This is a genomic window from Nocardia jejuensis NBRC 103114, from assembly GCF_001613145.1.
GTDB classification, from domain to species: Bacteria; Actinomycetota; Actinomycetes; order Mycobacteriales; family Mycobacteriaceae; genus Nocardia; species Nocardia jejuensis.
Genome location: NZ_BDBU01000048.1, coordinates 72,804 through 88,127, shown reverse-complemented (window position 1 = coordinate 88,127; position 15,324 = coordinate 72,804). Strand labels below are relative to the sequence as shown.

Sequence of the window (15,324 nt, the reverse complement as noted above, 5' to 3'; positions counted from 1 at the left end):
GCGATAGGTGCGCTGTCTCAGCATGTTCTCGCAGGGCTACCCCAGCATGCCCTCGAGTACCCGCGCGCGGGACGGCTGTCGCAATTTCTGCATGGCCTTGGCCTCGATCTGGCGGATTCGCTCCCGGGACACGCCGAACAGCCGCCCGACCTCCTCGAGCGTGCGCGGGTCCGCGCCGTCCAATCCGTAGCGCAGCGCGATCACCTGTGCCTCGCGTTCGGGCAGAGTGCCCAGCGCCAGCACGATCTGTCCGCGCAGTGCCGATTCGGTGACCGTCACCGACGGATCCGGCGCGCTGTCGGCGATGAGCGCGCCCAGTTCGGCATCCTCGCCGACCGGCGTGTGCAGCGAAATCGGTTCGCGCCCATGCCGCATGACGTCGCGCACCTGCGCGACCGGAAGCTCCAACTCGGCGGCCACCTCCTCGGTGGTGACGTCGCGACCCAGGCGCTGGGTCATCGCCCGCTCGGTGCGCACGACCCGGTTCAGCACCTCCACCACGTGCACCGGAATGCGGATGGTGCGGGCCTGATCGGCCAGTGCCCGGCCGATGGACTGCCGGATCCACCAGGTGGCGTAGGTGGAGAACTTCAATCCGCGCCGATGCTCGAATTTCTCCGTCGCGCGGATCAGGCCGAGGGTGCCCTCCTGGATCAGGTCCAGCAGGGACATGCCGGTGGGGGTCGGGTAGTGCTTGGCGATGGACACCACCAGGCGCAGATTCGCCCGCACCATATGGTCTTTGGCCCGGCGTCCGTCGGCGACGGCGCGCTGCAGCGCGCGGCGCTCTGTGTCGTCGAGTTCCGTTGCGTCGAGTTCTGTTGCGTCGAGTTCGTGTGGGGCATCGGGGTTCTCGTCGAGTCGCTGCTGTGCCAGCCGACCCGCCTCCATGCGCTCGCCGATGGCGTACTCGTCGGCTCCTGTGAGCAGTGCGGTGCGCCCGATCTGACGCAGGTAGTCCTTGATCGGATCTTCGCTGATGGTGGTGATGGTGGTGGTGACGGGCATGGTGCGCCCTTCGGCGACGCAGATAAATTTAGATCAGACCTAAAAATATGTCAACAATGAAATTGGGACGAAATTAGATATGCTCATTCCCATGAGCGCACAGACCGCTGACACCAGCATCCGCCCCCAGGGGCTGCGCGAGCGGAAAAAACAGCAGACCAGGCAGAACATCTCGAACACGGCTACACTGCTGTTCCTCGAGCGCGGCTTCGACAATGTGACCATCGCCGAGATCGCCGTCGCGGCCGATGTCGCCAAGATGACGGTCACCAACTACTTTCCTCGCAAAGAGGACCTCGTGCTGGATCTGCACGACGAGTTCACCGGCGGTCTGGCCCGGATCGTGCGCGAGCGCCGGGCGGGTGAATCCGCGCTGGCCGCCCTGCGTGACGCCTATCTCGCCGCTGCCGCGAACCAGGACGCGGTCGTGGGCTTCTCTGGACCCGAGTTCGCTCGCCTGCTCACCGACAGTCCCGCCCTGGTGGGGCGGTTGCGTGAATTCCACGAGGAGCGTGAGCGTTTGCTGGCCGCGCAACTCGCCGCCGAAACCGACTCGGCCGCAGGCGACTTCGCTCCGCGCGTCGCCGCGGCGCTGCTGGGTGGCGTACACCGCGCACTGTTCGAGGAGACGGTCCGCCGCACCGTCGAGGGTGAATCCAACCAGTCCATCTCCGAGGTGTTGACCGGCTATATCAACGAATCCTTCGAGACCCTCGAACCGTCGCTCGGCGACTACGCGGTGCGTGCGGCTCGGTGAGCTGAAGGTCGCCGGGGCGTGCGGCGCCGCCTCGGTCGGCGCGGGGTCGCCGTGTCGTTGCTGGATGTTCGCTGTTGAGCGCCCAATACTGGGCCGATGACCGGTGCCGGCGCAGTAGCCCCCGCCCCCTCCGCGCCCCAGGCGCTGAGCAAGGCGCGGATCAACGTCATCTTCCTCACCGTGGTGCTGGGGATGCTGATGGCGGCGCTGGACTCGACCATCGTGGCGACCGCGCTGCCGACCATCGTCGCGGATCTGGGCGGAGCCGGGCACATGGCCTGGGTCGTCACCTCGTACCTGGTCGCCGAGGCCATCGCGACCGCGCTCGCGGGCAAATTCGGTGATCTGTTCGGCCGCAAACTCATCTTCCAACTCAGCGGCTTCATCTTCATCTGCGGCTCGATGGTCGCCGGACTCGCCAACGGTATGACGCTGCTGATCGCCGCGCGCGCGGTGCAGGGACTCGGCGCGGGCGGCCTGATGGTCACCGCCATGGCCCTGATCGCCGACGTCATCCCCCTGCGCGAACGCGGCAAGTATCAGGGCGGGCTCGGCGCGGTCTTCGGTGTGACCACCGTGATCGGCCCGACCCTCGGCGGCCTGTTCACCGATCACCTGAGCTGGCGCTGGTGCTTCTACGTGAACGTGCCGATCGCGGTCATCATGATCCTGGTCGCGGCGCGCACCATCCCGGTGGTCCGCAACGCGGTCAAGCCGATCGTCGACTACCTCGGCATCGCGCTCATCGCCATCGGCGTCACCTGCCTGATTCTCGGATTGGAATGGGGCGGACAGGAATACGCGTGGGGCTCGGCGGTGATCCTGGGCCTTTTCGCGGCCGCGCTGGTGGCGTTCGCCGGGTTCGTGGCGGTGGAATTCCGTGCCGAGGACCCGATGCTGCCCATGCACCTGTTCCGCAGCAATGTCTTCACCGTCTGCTCGATCCTGAGCTTCATCGTAGGTTTCGCCATGCTCGGCGCGATGACCTATCTGCCCGCCTTCCTGCAGTACGTGATGGGAGTCTCGGCCACCGCCTCGGGAATCCGGACGCTGCCACTGGTGGTCGGCCTGTTCGCCACCTCGATCACCTCGGGCGTGGTGGTCGGGCGGACCGGGCGCTACAAACTGTTCCCCATCGCGGGCACCGCGATCATGGCGCTGGGGCTGTATCTGATGTCGACCATGAACGCCTCCACCAGCGTGTGGGCGCAGTCGCTGTACATGCTCGTGCTCGGCCTCGGCATCGGCCTGGCCATGCAGGTGCTGACCATCGCGGTGCAGAACAGCGTGCCGTATTCGGATCTGGGCACCGCCACCTCCGGAGTGACCTTCTTCCGGACCATCGGCAGCGCGTTCGGCACCACGGTCTTCGGCACGCTGTACACCAATCAGATCGGGCCGAATCTCGGTGCGGCACTGGTGCAGACGAAGGTGCCGCCGGATACGGCGCAGAATCCGGAACTGCTGCGCCGGCTTCCCGCCGAGCAGGCCGGGCCGATCATCGATGCCTATGCCACCTCCATCGACTACGTGTTCCGCTGGGTGGTTCCGGTCGCGGTGCTGGGCTTCGTGATCGCGTGGTTCCTCAAGGAGGTGCCGCTGCGCGACAGCGCCCGCGCGGACGCGTCGAACGTCGGTGACGGCTTCGCGGTGCCGGACTCCTCCGATCGTGCCGTGCAGCTGGAACGTTCGGTCGCCAAGATTCTGCGCAAGCTGCGCGACAATGCCGTCCCGGACTCGGGAATCCTTGCGGCGGCGGGGAGTTCGCTCTCTCGCGACGAAGCCTGGGCGCTGGGCCAGGTCCGCTTCTTCCACCGTCTGCGCGGGTCGGTCACCGCCGCCGACATCGCCCGAACCCACTTCGTGCCGCCGGAAGTGGTCGATCCGGTGTTCGCCAAGGCCGAGCGCGATGGACTGGTGCTGCGCGACGGCGACCGGCTCACCCTCACCGGCAAGGGCACCCGGGAGATCGACCGGGTGCGCACGGCGTGGCGCGGGTGGCTCGAAAACCAGCTCGACGACTGGGATCTCGACGCCCCACAGGACCGCGCCCTGCTCGACCAGGCCCTGGACAATATCGCCACCAAACTCCTGGACGAAGCCGATCGCCCGGACGCGCTGGCCTCCCGCGCGTAGGTCTGCCCGGGGTTCTCGCCCCCTGCGAAATCCGCAGGGAGCGAGAACGTTTCAGGCGAGCATCAGCGAGCTCGGGCGACCGCGTTCAGACATTGACCCCGGCAGGCCGGACCTCGGCGTCGAAGTCGATCCGGAAGCGCTGTTCGTGCCCGAACATCTTCTCCGGCTTCATCGCCTTGAACATGAGCGGCATCATCAGCCCCATGGCCTTGCGGGCGATCGGACCCGCGGCCTTGGTGTTGTTCATCCGTGCCACCCGGGCCGCGACCGCCTCCACCCGGGGGCGGCGCAGCGCCTCGTAGGCGGCGAACGCCGTTGCCGGGTCCGGGATGTCGCGCAGGCACCGGGCCAGTTCGATCGCGCTCTCGATGGCCATGGACGCGCCCTGCCCGGAAGTATTGCTGGGTGCGTGGACGGCATCACCGGTGAGCACCATCCGCCCGCGATACCAGTGCGGCACCGGCGGCATGATGTGCAGCGCGCCCACCACCTGCAATTCCTCCGCGGTGGTGTTGTTCGCCAGTTCGCGGCCTGGTTCGTCGTCGGCGAAGGTATCCCGCAGGGTGCGCAGCCACTCCTGTGCGGGTACCGCGCGCGCTTCGGTCAGCGACAGGTATTGCTCGCTGGGCAGATTCGCGCCCCAGGCGATGCGTCCGTCCGGCATGGACCAGTACAGGTAGTACGCCGCCTTGCCGAAGGCGAAGACCATCGTCCCGGGTGGCAGATCCAGCGAGCACTCGGTGTACGCGCCGAATCCGAGCAGCCGCAGGAAGGTCGGTCCGGGTGCGGCCGGGTCCACCAGCGAGCGCACCGTGGAGCGAATGCCGTCCGCACCGATCAGCACGTCCGCGGTGGCGGTACTGCCGTCCGCGAAGACCGCCGTGACGCTGTCGGAGTTCTCCTCGACACTGACCAGGCGCTTGTTGTATTCGAAGGTCACCCCGGCGGCGACGGCGGCGTCGTGCAGAACCTGGTGCAGGTCGGGCCGGTCGACCAGCCGCAGCGGTTCGACATCGACGAGTCCCGGCAGGTCGAAGCTCTTCTTGCCGACCGACATGCGCTGGTGCGACAGCGGTGTTGCCATCGCGCGCACGGCATCGGCCGCGCCGACGATCTCGAGCGCCGCCATTCCGTTCGGCGCGAGCGCGAGATTGGAGCCGATTCCGTAGGCCGGACCCGGATATGCCTCGTAGACACGGGCTTCGATGCCCGCGCGATGGAGCGCGGCGGCAGTGACGGGGCCCGAGATGCCACCGCCGATGACGATCGCGGTGCGGATGGGTGCCGAGTTCTTCGTCGACATGATGTGTCTCCCTGAATGTTCGAGATGCGAATGAACCCGAACCGGCGCGCGTGGGGAGAACCCAGTTATCCTGTAGTTGCCAAACTCGGTGCCGAGTTCGCCTGCACGGGCGCGGTTCGAGAAGGTGTGTCCGGGCTTCGGCGGTGGTGTTGCAGCACCCCCGCCGGGGCCCGGTTCTGTTCGTGTATCCCCGCTCTGTTCAGTCCCGCGGGGATCGCGGTTCGGTCAGCCCCCCTTCGACCTCGGCGACCACGTCCGCGAGGGACACGCCGTCGCGATGCCAGTTCCGCCAGCCGTCGATATCGGGGAAGCTCCCGTCGGCCAGTGAATCGCGCAGTGCCCGAGCCCAGGTGCGCTCGGCTTCCAGCATGGCCAGCTCGTAGTCGTCCTCGACCATGAACAGGCGCGGCAATGTGCCTGTCAGAGCGGCGATTTGAGCGCGAAATTCGGTGATGTCGTTGTCCAGCGCCACGATTCGCTGTCCGAGGAGTTCGATGACGTCATCGGGCGGCAGCACGGACAGAACGGAGAGTCCGGCACGGAAGGGGCGCTGCTCGGGTTCGGGGCTGGAGATGAGCTCCCGCGTCCAGTCCGAGAGTTCCTCGCGCCCGGCGTCGGTGATCCGGTAGATGGTGCGTTCGGGGCGCGCGCCGTCGCGTTCGCTGCCGACGATCTCCAGGAATCCGTGTTTCGTGAGGTTGTCCACCACGGTGTACAGCGAACCCAGTTTGATGCCCATATCGCGTTCCTTGCCCCAGGACCGCATACGTCCAGCGATCTCGTAGCGATGCATGGGCTGGGTGATGATCGCGGACAGTACGGCCAGGGCCATCAGATTGCCGACCTTGCGTTTGCGGGCCATCGCGCACCTCCTTACTCGTCTACGAATATACGTCTACGAGTATTCGGCCACAAGAGCGCGAATCGGCCACATGCGAAGGGCCCCGCTCCGACCGGAACGAGGCCCTTCACCGCCGCGATCGTGCGCTCACCCGGCGGTGAAGCGCTCGCGCAGATAGTCGGCGGTGACCTGGTCAGCGGGCAGGAACGCCTCCAGATGCAGCTCGGCGAGCGTGATGTCGGTGGCCGTGGCGAACGAGGTGAGCGTGGTGATCAGCCGTAGTTCGCCCTTCGGGCAGCTAAGGCGCAGCGGCACCGCGAAACCCAGATGATGCGGCCCGGGATCGGCCTGCGGCAGGTAGCTCTCGAACTCGGTGATGAGCTCGTTCAGATCCGGATCGGGGCTGCGATTGGCGCGATTGCGCAGGCTGTCGGTGATGTGGCGGCCCCACTCCGGCAGATTCAGCACCCGGCGCGCCAGCCCGTCGGGATGCAGCGCCAGGCGCAGCACGTTGACCGGCGCCTCGAGCAGTTCGGGCGCGGAGCCCTCGGTGAGCATCTCGAACGCGGTATTGGCCGCCACCAGCACGCCGTACGGCCGGGTCACCACCGCCGGATAGGGCAGATGACCGGTGAGGATCGTATCGAGCGCGTGGCGTACCGGGCCGAGTTCCGGTGCGTCCAAAGCGGATTCGGGAAATGCCGGAGCATAGCCGGCGGCCAGCAGCAGGCTGTTGCGCTCGCGCAGCGAGAGCCCGAGCGATTCGGACAGCCGCACCACCATGGTCCGCCCCGGATGCGACCGCCCCTGCTCCAGGAAGCTCAGATACCGCTGACTCGTCTCGGCCGCGATGGCCAGATCCAGCTGACTGATTCGGCGCATGGCGCGCCACTGCCGCAACTGCTGCGCGAACGGATTCGCCGTCGCCACCATCGCCATCGTCATACCTCCACTGTGCGGCCGTCCCGCCCGCCCCGCGATTCCCCGCAGGGTATGACGTGCGTGAACTCGTGATCATTCCCCGCGGGGAATCGCGGAGCCGTCGCCCGCCGAACAGACTCGGTGCCGTACCCGGCCGACACCGGGGCCCGCCGAGGAATCGGTCGAAGACTTCTCAGGAGCAGATCATGAATACCCTTGCCTACCAACTGGAACCGCTGCGTGGACTGGCGGGACTGAGCGCCCGGGTGCGGGAGATCCCCGAGGCCGGGCCGAATCAGGTGCTGGTGCGCGTGCGTGCGGCCTCGGTGAACCGCCGGGACATCATGTTGATGGCGGGCACCTACCCCCTCACCGCGCGAACCGGGGTGGTGCCGCTGGTGGACGGGGTCGGCGAGGTCGTCGCGGTGGGGGAGGGGGTGACCCGTGCCGCGCCCGGTGATCGGGTCACCGGGACCTATTTCGTGGGTTGGGTCGACGGCCGTCAGACCCAGACGCTGGGATCGCAGCAATACGGTGCGACGCACGACGGCTGGCTCGCCGATTACGTCGTGCTCGAGGAGGAGTCGGTCGTGCGCGTCCCCGCCTATCTCACCGATGCGGAGGCGGCGAGCCTGACCTGCGCGGGGACCGTGGCCTGGGCGGGGGTCACCAAGCCGGCCGCCGTGGGCCCGGGTGACACGGTGCTGACCGTCGGCACCGGACCGGTCGGGCTCTTCGCGGTGCAGCACGCCAAAGCGCTGGGCGCACAGGTCATTTCGATCACGTCGCACGACAAGGGCGAGCGTCTGCGCGCACTGGGTGCGGACGAGGTGATCGACCGGACCCGCACCCCCGACTGGGAGCACGCGGTGCTGGACCGCACCGGCGGCGACGGCGTGCAGGTCGTGGTGGATGCGGTGGGGCCACTCACCCTGCCCAGATCCCTTGCCAGCGTGGCCTACAACGGCCAGGTCTCGCTGATCGGCGCGTTCCCCGCCCCTGCCGGCCGTCCCTCGGGTGATCCGCTCGGCGGCAAGTACGCCGCCCTGCGCCGCATCGCGGTCGGTAGCCGCGCCGATCTCGAAGCCATGCTCGTCACCATGACCGAACATCAGGTGCGCCCGGTGATCGACCGGGTCTTCCCGCTGCACGAATCCGTGGCGGCCCTGCGCTACTTCCAGGAGGGCGACCCGTTCGGCAAGGTCGTCATCGCCATCCCCTAATGTCGGAAAAATGCGTATCTTTCTGGCAGGTGCGACCGGTGTCCTCGGTACCGCTCTGGTCCCGCTGCTGATCGCGGCGGGACACGAGGTGGCGGGCATGACCCGCTCCCGGGGCAAAGCCACGCTCCTCGTGGACGCGGGCGCCGAACCGGTGGTCTGCGATGCCTTCGACGCGGTGGCCCTGACCGCCGCCGTCACGGCCTACGCGCCTGAGCTGGTGATGCACCAGCTCACCGACCTCCCGGACGACCCCGCCAAGATCGCCGAGGGCCGGATCGCCAATGCCCGGATCCGGCGCGAGGGCACCGCCAATCTGCTCGCCGCGGCCGCGGCCGCCGGTGCGACCCGCTTCGTCGCGCAGAGCGTGGCCTGGGCCATGACCGGAGAGGGCGAAGCGGCCAAGCAATTCCTGGAGCAGTCGGTGCTGTCCACGGGTGGAGTGGTGTTGCGCTACGGCCAGTTTCACGGTCCGGGCACCTACTACCAGGATGCTCTGCCCGAGCCCCCGCGCATCGAGATCGCCGAGGCGGCTGCCCGGACCGCTCGCGCGCTGGAGCTCACCACCGGAATCTACGAGCTCACCGATGCCGGCGCGCAGGACTTTCTCGTGGTCTCCTGATCGTCCGGTACTCGCTCGATCCGAAGGCCGTCACGACGGCCGGGGTATCGGTGACCTGCGCCAAGCAATCAACTGGCAATTGTCATCAAAAGATACTCACCTGGAATATTTCCCTTCCGTGAAGTTCATTCAGGTTCGCAGCAAATCTGTGTACCGTCCTGAAGGACGAGCTTTTCGGATCGGCGGCACCCAGCTTCGGATCGAAGGAGTTCCCCGGTGGCACCCCTTGCAGTGCGGGAGCAACCCGCTGCGGCCCAGGACGACGACACGCCAGGTCTAGTGACGCCCGGCGGCATGTCACCCCGGGTGCTCGTGGTCCTGCTGGTGCTGTCCTTCGGGGTGGTGTTCGGCCTGATCGGCTCCGACCTGCGTGACGGATTCGGCGGCTCCTCGACCGGCAGCGCCGACACCAGTCAGACGCCCGGGTCGAGCACCCGCAAGCAGACCAGCACCGCCGGATCCCCGCTGCCCCCGCCACCGCCTCCTGCTCCGGCCCCCGAGCCCGCCGCCCCCGTGGTCGAGGCCCCGCAGGCCCCACCGCAAGCCCCTCCGCAGGCCCCCGTGCAGCAGCAATATCAGCCGCCACCCGCCGCACCGCCCGAACCCGCCCCCGAAGCGCCTCCGCCTCCGCCGGAACCGGTCGCCCCGCCGCCGCCGGCCATCCCGGACATTCTCGCTCCCATCCTGCCGTTCCTGCTGCCACCACCACCCCCGCCGCCGCCCGCGCCGTAGCGTGCCGCTCCCGGAAATCGAAGGAGGACAGCCATGCTCGGCAGTGTCGAAGAGAATCGGACCGCCCCCGAGGGCGATATCGATCCGCGTGCGGTCGCCGCCGTGGCTGTCGTCTCGGGGCTCATGGCGATGGCGATCGCCATCGGCATAGCCCTGACCGGTTCCGCCGATCCGGACCCCGTCGTCTCCGATTCGGTTGGCACCAGCGGGGTCTCGCGCCCCGCGCCGTCCGTGGTGGTGGGCCCGCCCGCCGTCACACTGCCGCCCGCCGCACCGGCGGTCGTGATTCCGCCGGCGGTCGTGATTCCGCTGCCGCCCGCCGAACCACATCCGGTGGACGCGCCCGTCCTGGTGGACGGCCCGGTCGCGCCGCACGTCTATCCGCGGGCACCCCGGCCGCTGCCCGCACCGGCCCCGCCCGCGCGCTAGATCCCGGAAACCCCTGCGAGCTGGCCGATTCCGTAGGTGACGGCCATGGCCAGCGCGCCACCGACGACCACGCGCAGCACCGCGCGCCGTGGATTGCTGCCGCCGAGCCGTGAGCTCACGCTGCCGGTCACGGCCAGCGCCACCAGCACCGCGACGAATGTCACCGGGATGCGCCACGACACCGGCGGCAGCAGAATCGCGAGCAGTGGCAGCAGCGCGCCGAGCGTGAACGACACCGCCGACGACAGCGCCGCATGCCACGGATTGGTGAGATCCCCTGGGTCCAAACGCAATTCGGCCTCGGCGTGCGCGGCGAACGCATCGTGCGCGGTCAACTCCAGCGCCACCGTCCGCGCGGTTTCCTCGGAAAGCCCCTTGTCCCGGTAGATCTGGGTGAGCTCGGCGAGCTCGAACTCCGGTTCCTCGGCCAGTTCCCGCCGTTCCTTGGCCAGCAGCGCCTGCTCGGAATCGCGCTGCGTGCTCACCGACACATACTCACCGACCGCCATCGAGATCGCCCCGGCGGTCAGCCCCGCGACACCGGCCGTGAGAATCGCCGAGGTCTCGGTGCTCGCCGCCGCCACACCGACCACCAGCCCGGCTGTCGACACGATCCCGTCATTGGCCCCGAGCACCCCCGCCCGCAACCAATTCAGCCTGGAAGCCAAGCTCGTGTCGTGTGGCTCGTGCGGGTGCGGTAGGTCGCTGTCGGAGGCATCGGTTCCGGTCGATTCGGCCATCCACGCAGCGTATTGCACGCTGTGCCCGTACTGCCGGAACCCGTGGCGACGCGGGGATCACGGCGGTGCCGGGGGGAGTCGACGCGAATATTCGCCGTCTCAGTGCACGGCGGGGCGGGTGGCGGGCTGGAACTTGAAGGAGATGGCCTCCATGATCGGCTTGTGCCGGGTCTTCTGCACCGCCGCGATCAGCCACTGCCCGGATTCGCGAATCACCGTGTAGGTGGCCAGTTTTCCGAGCTTCTTCGCCTCGCCCCTGGCGGATTCGCCACGCGTCACCACGATCGCGGTGTCGGCCCCGTAGCGCCGGATCTCCAGGATCTCCACGGTCAGGCTGGTGCCCTTCAGGAAGCTGTCGAACAGCGCCTGGTGGGCCGCGCCGATCTCGTCGCCGCCGTGGTAGACGGTGCCGGCATAGGTGACGTCGGTGGCGTCGGCGGTGAAGCAGGCGCCGTAGGCCGCGCCGTCGCCCCGTCCCCAGGCCTGCCGACTGCGCTCGATCAGGCTGCGGATGGCGGTGGTGTCGGAATCGTTGGCGTACATGATGTTTCCCCTTCGAGGGTGGGTGGTTCCACTGGTTTCGGACCTGTCGATTTCGCCCGGTGAGATTCCCCGGGCGCGAAGTGTGGGCGGTCGGAGGCGTCGGCGATGCCCGCGCTCGCGCCGGTCACCGGTGCGGGTCCCGGCCGCGTGGTGGGGATCGGGAATACGCCTTCCGTGTTATTCTTCTGCTTGAAAGATGTTTCTTCTTGTAAGAAGTTTCTTCGTTGAAGAAGAGATTAAGCGAAGGGAGTGATTCGTGTCAACACCTGCCGGGCCGGAGGGTCACGACGTGTTCCGCCGATACCTGAGCGCGGTGGTTCTGCACGCGCAGGCCGGGGCCAAGGCGGTCGGGCTGGGTGCGACGGATCTGTACGCGCTGAACATCCTCGAACTCGGCGGCGCGATGACGCCGGGGGAGCTGGGCACGCGCGCCGGTCTCACCACCGGTCCGACCACTCGCCTCATCGACCGTCTGGAAGCCGCCGGTTATGTGCGCCGCGCCGCGGATCCGGGCGATCGCCGCAAGGTTATCGTCGAGCCCATCGCACAACCGGCGGACCTGGGCCGGGTGCTGGCCCCGGTGCGGCAGTCGATCGGGGAGATCATCGGCGGATACACGCCCGAACAGCGCGAAGTGCTCTTCGACTACTTCGCCCGCGCGGCCGAGGCGTTCCAGCAGGCTGCCGAGCAGATCGACTGATTCCGCTCATGCCCGCCACCCCGGCGGGGAGGCATGGCTCTCGTTTTGCGGTGAATGCGAACAATTTGCTGGAACGATGGGAGTATGGTCCGCTTCTGCACGCGCTATTGGTCCGTGATCGTCCCCCTGTTGGCCGCTGTGCTGCTGGCGTTGTCCTGGGGTCATGAACTCGGGCCGGTAATGGTCACGCTGGTGACCGCGGCGCTGGTCGGAGCGGTGTTGTCGGCCGTGCACCACGCCGAGACCGTGGCGCACCGGGTCGGTGAACCGTTCGGCTCGCTCATTCTGGCGGTGGCCGTGACCATCATCGAGGTCGGCTTGATCGTGACGCTCATGCTCTCCAGCGGCGAGAAGGCGGCCTCCCTGGCCCGCGACACCGTGTTCGCGGCGGTCATGATCACGTGCAACGGCATTTTCGGGCTGTCGCTGCTGGTGGGTGCTGCTCGGCGACGGATCGCGGTCTTCAATTCCGAGGGCACCGGCGCGGCGCTGGCCACGGTCGCCACCCTCGCCACGCTGACCCTGGTGCTGCCGACCTTCACCACCAGCGAGCCGGGCCCGGTGTTCAGCGCCTCGCAGTTGATCTTCGCGGCGGTCGCCTCGCTCGTGCTCTACGTCGTGTTCGTCATGGTGCAGACCGTGCGGCATCCGGGTGACTTCCTCCCGGTGGAGGGCTCGGCCGAGGGTGATATCGAGATCGATGCCGTCGCCGATCACGAGGAACCGCCGACCGGGCGGCAGGCGCTGCTGAGTCTGGGTCTGCTGTTGGTCGCGCTGGTCGGCGTGGTCGGTCTCGCGAAGCTCGATACCCCGTCCATCGAATCCGGCATCGCCGCGGCGGGACTGCCGCAGTCCGCGGTCGGTGTGGTGATCGCGTTGCTGGTGCTGCTGCCCGAGACCATCGCGGCCGTGCGCGCCGCGCGCCGCGATCGAGTGCAGATCAGCCTGAATCTGGCGCTGGGCTCGGCCATGGCCAGCATCGGCCTGACCATTCCGGCGATCGCGGTGGCCTCGATCTGGATCGAGGGTCCGCTCATGCTCGGGCTCGGGGCCACTCAGATGGTGTTGCTCGCGCTGACCGTGGTGGTCGGTGTGCTCACGGTGGTGCCGGGCCGCGCGACGCTGCTTCAGGGCTGCGTGCACCTGGTGTTGTTCGCGGGCTTCGTGTTCCTGGCCGTCAGTCCCTGACGCGGTGCGAGCGTCCGAACGGACCTCTCAGGTTGGGTAGCTGCTAGTTCACTCATTTTTGGTTTGGGTATGGCTCTCCCCCTCGAAAGGGGCTCGCCAAGCGTTCGCCGACTGGGTGTCCCAGGTCATATCCATAGCCGATCCACTCTGATAACACGTTCTAGAATGCCCGTTTACATGCGGTGATAGCCCGCTGAACGGGTTCTTCGTCATTGGTACTGATAAGTAACTCAGGGGCCTGGATCACACGTCCAACCGATTTGTTGTAACTCTCGGTAACCATTAGCTTTGAGGGCAGGCAGTGTTGCCGATCACGGAGAAGAAAATTTGAAGCTCGTCACCCGGCGTCGATTCCGACGCCTCGAACAAGCAGTCGCGGCATGACGCGGGCGCTCCCCGAGAGCACTGTGGGCAACGGCACTGTGGGCAACGGCTCGGCCGGCGATCCGAACGACCCCGCCGCGCGACCTGAGAACGTGCGCCGCAAGCCGGTACGCCGCAAGAATTCCGCGGTGCGCATCGTGCGTGACAACTTCTCCACCACCGCGGTGTCCTCGCTGCGCACCTTCGGCCGGGCGGCCGGAATCGCGCAGGCGGCCGTGATCGGAACCTTCACCGGCATCGCGCGCGGCACCTTCCAGTGGAAGGAAGCCATCCTGCAGGCCTGGCGGCTGATCACGGTCACGGCGATTCCCGCCGTCCTGATGGCCATTCCGTTCGGCGTCATCGTCTCGGTGCAGGTCGGCAACCTCATTCACACCCTCGGCGCGGATTCGCTGCTCGGCGCGACCGGCGGCCTGGGCGTCATCAAGCAGGGCGCACCGCTGGCCACCGGCTTCCTGCTCGGCGGCGCGGGTGCGGCGGCGCTGGCCGCCGATCTGGGCGCACGCACCATCCGCGAGGAGATCGACGCGCTGCACACCATGGGCATCAGCCCGATCGACCGCCTGGTGATTCCGCGCCTGGTGGCCATGGTCGTGGTGGCCCCGCTGCTGAACGTGCTGATCATCTTCGTCGGCGTGCTCGCCGGATACATGGTCGCCATCGGCGGCCAGAACGTGACGCCCGGCAGCTACTGGGCCACCTTCGGCTCCTTCACCACCACCGCCGATGTCTGGGTGTCGCTGCTCAAGGCCGTGATCTTCGGCTTCATCGTCGTGATCATCGCCTGTCAGCGCGGCCTCGAGGCCAAGGGCGGCCCGCGTGGCGTCGCCGATGCCGTCAACGCCGCGGTGGTCCTGTCGGTGGTGTCCATCGTGACCGTGAACCTGGTCGCCACCCAGATCACCGCCATGTTCCTCCCGACAAGGCTGGCGTGATGTCCGCGACCTACGTGCCCAAGGGGCTGGGCTGGTTCGCGCGCTTCTACCGCAAGCGCGGTCTGCTCTTCCGCCGGGTCGAGGGGCTGGGCTTCGTGCTGTCCTTCGTATGGCAGGTGCTCTCGTCGATTCCGTTGACGCTCCAGCGCTACCGCGACGAGACCATGCGCGCCATCACGAACATGACCTGGGGTCGCGGCTCGATCATCGTGGGTGGCGGCACCGTCCCGATGATGATCGTGCTGGGCATGGTCATGGGCGCGTCGGTCGCGGTCGAGTCCTTCGCGACCCTGGACATGCTGGGAATGGGCCCGGTCACCGGTCTGGTGTCGGCCTACGCGACCACCCGTGAGCTCGCGCCGATCGTGGCGGCCATCGGGTTCGCCGCGCAGGCGGGCTGCCGCATGACCGCGGAGATCGGCTCGATGCGCATCAGCGAGGAGATCGACGCGATCGAATCGCTGGGTCTGCGCTCGGTGCCGTTCGTGGTGACCACCCGCGTGCTGGCCGGCGCGGTCGCCATCGTCCCGACCTTCCTGATCGCGCTGATCCTGTCCTACGCGTCGTGCCGCGGGCTGATCACGCTGGTGCACGGCTCCGCCGCGGGTGTGTACGACCACTATTTCTTCCAGTTCGTCTCCGGGTTCGACGTGATCGCCGCGGTGGTGAAGGTGGCGATCTTCGCGGTCGTGGTGATCCTGATCCATTGCTACTACGGCTTTTTCGCCACCGGCGGTCCGGAGGGCGTCGGCATCGCCTCCGGAAAGGCGGTGCGCGCCAGTTCGGTCGCGATCATCGCGCTGGACATGGTGCTGTCCCTCGGACTGTGGGGCTTCAACTCGGCGATTACGTTCACGGGGTAGGG

General features: G+C 67.8%; 16 protein-coding genes. 10 read left to right on the top strand and 6 right to left on the bottom strand.

Annotation, left to right across the window (positions count from 1 at the left end):
- Positions 1 to 36: 36 nt before the first annotated feature.
- Positions 37 to 1,008: a sigma-70 family RNA polymerase sigma factor gene (locus NJ1_RS31680; protein WP_067701787.1), complete on the bottom strand. Its 972-nt coding sequence runs from the start codon at positions 1,006 to 1,008 to the stop codon at positions 37 to 39.
- Positions 1,009 to 1,099: 91 nt separating this feature from the next.
- Here NJ1_RS31680 and NJ1_RS31675 point away from each other — a divergent pair, with 91 nt between their 5' ends.
- Entirely contained in the window at positions 1,100 to 1,765 is a 666-nt protein-coding gene (locus tag NJ1_RS31675; protein ID WP_067701906.1) for a TetR/AcrR family transcriptional regulator, read from the top strand.
- 96 nt (positions 1,766 to 1,861) lie between these two features.
- Positions 1,862 to 3,901, top strand: a complete 2,040-nt coding sequence (locus tag NJ1_RS31670) for an MDR family MFS transporter (RefSeq protein ID WP_067701784.1) — start codon at positions 1,862 to 1,864, stop codon at positions 3,899 to 3,901.
- Between the two features lie 85 nt (positions 3,902 to 3,986).
- Here NJ1_RS31670 and NJ1_RS31665 read toward each other — a convergent pair whose 3' ends face one another.
- The 3 genes from NJ1_RS31665 to NJ1_RS31655 all read right to left on the bottom strand — a co-directional run bounded on the left by NJ1_RS31665 (position 3,987) and on the right by NJ1_RS31655 (position 6,990).
- Positions 3,987 to 5,204, bottom strand: coding sequence for an FAD-dependent monooxygenase (locus tag NJ1_RS31665; RefSeq protein ID WP_067701782.1), 1,218 nt, complete (start codon positions 5,202 to 5,204; stop codon positions 3,987 to 3,989).
- A 199-nt stretch (positions 5,205 to 5,403) separates the two neighbouring features.
- Positions 5,404 to 6,066, bottom strand: coding sequence for a PadR family transcriptional regulator (locus NJ1_RS31660; protein WP_067701779.1), 663 nt, complete (start codon positions 6,064 to 6,066; stop codon positions 5,404 to 5,406).
- 126 nt (positions 6,067 to 6,192) lie between these two features.
- Positions 6,193 to 6,990 carry a helix-turn-helix domain-containing protein gene (locus NJ1_RS31655; protein WP_067701776.1) on the bottom strand — a complete coding sequence of 266 codons (798 nt, stop codon included), beginning with the start codon at positions 6,988 to 6,990 and terminating at the stop codon, positions 6,193 to 6,195.
- A gap of 182 nt (positions 6,991 to 7,172) precedes the next feature.
- On the opposite strand from NJ1_RS31655, the gene NJ1_RS31650 reads away from it, so the two are divergent.
- From NJ1_RS31650 to NJ1_RS31635, 4 genes are all read left to right on the top strand, one after another.
- Positions 7,173 to 8,189, top strand: coding sequence for a zinc-dependent alcohol dehydrogenase family protein (locus NJ1_RS31650; protein WP_067701773.1), 1,017 nt, complete (start codon positions 7,173 to 7,175; stop codon positions 8,187 to 8,189).
- A 10-nt stretch (positions 8,190 to 8,199) separates the two neighbouring features.
- Positions 8,200 to 8,808: an NAD-dependent epimerase/dehydratase family protein gene (locus NJ1_RS31645; protein WP_067701770.1), complete on the top strand. Its 609-nt coding sequence runs from the start codon at positions 8,200 to 8,202 to the stop codon at positions 8,806 to 8,808.
- A gap of 216 nt (positions 8,809 to 9,024) precedes the next feature.
- Positions 9,025 to 9,540: a hypothetical protein gene (locus NJ1_RS40070; protein ID WP_157574398.1), complete on the top strand. Its 516-nt coding sequence runs from the start codon at positions 9,025 to 9,027 to the stop codon at positions 9,538 to 9,540.
- 33 nt (positions 9,541 to 9,573) lie between these two features.
- Complete coding sequence (locus tag NJ1_RS31635) at positions 9,574 to 9,969, top strand: hypothetical protein (protein ID WP_067701764.1); 396 nt, start codon at positions 9,574 to 9,576, stop codon at positions 9,967 to 9,969.
- Here NJ1_RS31635 and NJ1_RS31630 read toward each other — a convergent pair.
- Both NJ1_RS31630 and NJ1_RS31625 read right to left on the bottom strand, forming a co-directional pair.
- Positions 9,966 to 10,709 carry a VIT1/CCC1 transporter family protein gene (locus NJ1_RS31630; protein WP_067701761.1) on the bottom strand — a complete coding sequence of 248 codons (744 nt, stop codon included), beginning with the start codon at positions 10,707 to 10,709 and terminating at the stop codon, positions 9,966 to 9,968. The genes NJ1_RS31635 and NJ1_RS31630 overlap by 4 nt on opposite strands.
- 99 nt (positions 10,710 to 10,808) lie before the next feature.
- A complete protein-coding gene (locus NJ1_RS31625; protein ID WP_067701758.1) occupies positions 10,809 to 11,252 on the bottom strand; it encodes an SgcJ/EcaC family oxidoreductase in 444 nt (147 codons plus the stop codon).
- 256 nt (positions 11,253 to 11,508) lie between these two features.
- Between NJ1_RS31625 and NJ1_RS31620 the strand changes: the two genes are divergently transcribed.
- The 4 genes from NJ1_RS31620 (at position 11,509) to NJ1_RS31605 (ending at position 15,322) form a co-directional block, all read left to right on the top strand.
- On the top strand, positions 11,509 to 11,952 hold the full coding sequence (locus tag NJ1_RS31620) for a MarR family winged helix-turn-helix transcriptional regulator (RefSeq protein ID WP_067701756.1): 444 nt from the start codon (positions 11,509 to 11,511) through the stop codon (positions 11,950 to 11,952).
- 84 nt (positions 11,953 to 12,036) lie between these two features.
- Positions 12,037 to 13,140: a calcium:cation antiporter gene (locus NJ1_RS31615; RefSeq protein WP_067701754.1), complete on the top strand. Its 1,104-nt coding sequence runs from the start codon at positions 12,037 to 12,039 to the stop codon at positions 13,138 to 13,140.
- Between the two features lie 380 nt (positions 13,141 to 13,520).
- Complete coding sequence (locus NJ1_RS31610) at positions 13,521 to 14,459, top strand: ABC transporter permease (protein ID WP_084479064.1); 939 nt, start codon at positions 13,521 to 13,523, stop codon at positions 14,457 to 14,459.
- The gene (locus NJ1_RS31605; protein WP_067701751.1) at positions 14,459 to 15,322 is read left to right on the top strand and encodes an ABC transporter permease; all 864 of its coding nucleotides are present in this window, start codon (positions 14,459 to 14,461) and stop codon (positions 15,320 to 15,322) included. Before NJ1_RS31610 ends, NJ1_RS31605 begins: the two co-directional genes overlap by 1 nt.
- Positions 15,323 to 15,324 lie beyond the last annotated feature (2 nt).